The following is a 2,026-nucleotide window of genomic DNA, read 5'->3' on the forward strand; positions in this document are numbered from 1 at the left end:
AACGTGTTAATCTAATACCTTCTTTTTCAAACTTTTCGGTGTCATTTTTAAATGGTTCAATATAAATTATTGCAATACCAACAAAAATCAAAAGAATAGACAATTCTTTATTTAAAGGAATATTTTCATATGCAATTTGAATAATACCAATAGCTAAAGAAATAAAACCAACCCAAGTTGGTAATTTGTTTATAATATCGAAAGAGGCAAAATTCTTTTTTGCCCCAAACCCAATGTCGTAGCCTTTTTGGGCAATTGTATTTAGAAAATTTGATTTATCCACAGTCTTGGTTAATTATTGCCTATAACGTGCCGCGTATTGGCGATGGGCGGGATTTTTAGCACTGAACTTTAATCGAAGAACAGAAGTTGAATTTTGCACTTCCGTTGATACGAAGCCGTTCAGCCCGCCTATTGCCAATACGATGTTGTACGACGTAGTTATGTTTTGGGTTTTAGTCCAGCTAAATATTTTCGTATGTCATTTTCTAATTTATCCGGGTATTTGTACTCTAATTTTTTTGACAATTCAGTTCCTATTTCTGAAACTAAATCAGTCATTGAAAATAGAGCAGTCCAATTTTCCTTTATATCGCTCCCTGAAAATGTTTGTTCTGTTTTAGCCCACATTTCCTGGTTAAGATACTTTTTGAAAAGTCGTCCATATTTATTGGTCGTTATGTTCCAATTGTGTTCACTTGCAATGTGCCATTCAATTAAAGGAATTAAATATTCTGTGCGAATAACGGTTTCCGACATAAATTTCGCATAGAATATTTCATCTCTCACAAGACACTTTGCCACGTAAGTTGTGTCCCACCAAAAATCGTTTATTAGATTTTGAAACTCTTTTTCAGACGGTTTTTTGATAATGGAAATTTGATAAGTTGGTTTCAGCATTTGCTTTGTAATACCATCTTTATCAATTAAAATTTTATAACCAATATCCCAATCTTCTGGTAATTCTTTCTCTTGCGTTTCCTTTATAAATTTTGATTTGCTGTAAAGTTTAAAATCTACTTTCACACCGTCTTCATAAAGTAGCATTTTCATTGCGTGTTTATGGTTAAAACAACTTTCGTCTTCTTCAATCATAGCAATTGGATTTCCGAATTTAAGCGTCCAGCTTTTGTCTGAAATGTAATTTGTATTATCCTCAAAAACAAATTCAATGTCTAAATCACTAAATTCGTCAACAAGTGCTAAAGGATTTACAAGTGAACTTGTCAGAAGTAGAACTCTTACATCTTCGTTTTTCTCCGACCATTCTATAATTGTTCTTAACTTTTCTTCTCTGACTTTCATTTTGTTTGGTTCGGTTTTACTATGTCGTACAACTCACAAATATGCGAAATTCCAATAAGCTATACAAGCCTCTATGTGGCTATTTATTAATTGTTTACAATTTTGTATTATTATGGATATTTAAAACGCGAAGCCCTATAGATACTCAAAAAACGAAGTCCAAATCCGTCCCTTACATGATAAGTTTCACCGCGATATTCATAGATTTTTTCGGATTCATATATGTCTAATAGGTATTCCAATTTTTTTATTTTAATACTGGTTTTGTGGTTTCGCCAAACTACTTTTTAAAAATGGAAATTGTGCGCAACTTATTTATCGCCCTAGTTAATCATTTTTTTGATTTTTATTATTCTTTTAAATGCATTGATCAACAATTGTTTACGCGTATAGTATGCGGCATATTTTTGACCTTATAAACCTAATTTGTATGATTTTATAATACCCATTACACTAATAAATACTGTTTGTTTTAAAGAATTTTATTCAACACTATTTTTGTAGCCAAATTCTTATTGCTCTGAATAGTCCACAAAATTAAGGCACACGCCGCAACCCTTGCCAACGCTCATTTTTAGCCCTCCTTCGACATTCCTTCGACATTCCTCCCAAAAAATCGAATTTAAAGGAAGCTCACTCGAACAAGTGTCGAACAAGACTCGAACAAAACCCCCTTAAAATCGGAAAAAGCAGACAATAGGTGCCAATAGGTGCCAAAAGC

At 32.6% G+C, this 2,026-nt stretch carries 2 protein-coding genes; both read right to left on the reverse strand.

Annotation, left to right across the window (positions count from 1 at the left end):
- A partial coding sequence (locus tag VNJ50_RS11650) for an SLATT domain-containing protein (protein WP_325582060.1) occupies positions 1 to 283 on the reverse strand: 283 nt, incomplete at its 3' end.
- A 158-nt stretch (positions 284 to 441) separates the two neighbouring features.
- Positions 442 to 1,305 carry an aminoglycoside 6-adenylyltransferase AadS gene (locus tag VNJ50_RS11655; protein ID WP_003013318.1) on the reverse strand — a complete coding sequence of 288 codons (864 nt, stop codon included), beginning with the start codon at positions 1,303 to 1,305 and terminating at the stop codon, positions 442 to 444.
- Between the last annotated feature and the right edge of the window lie 721 nt (positions 1,306 to 2,026).

It is taken from the genome of Gelidibacter sp., from assembly GCF_035577925.1.
Taxonomy (GTDB): domain Bacteria; phylum Bacteroidota; class Bacteroidia; order Flavobacteriales; family Flavobacteriaceae; genus Gelidibacter.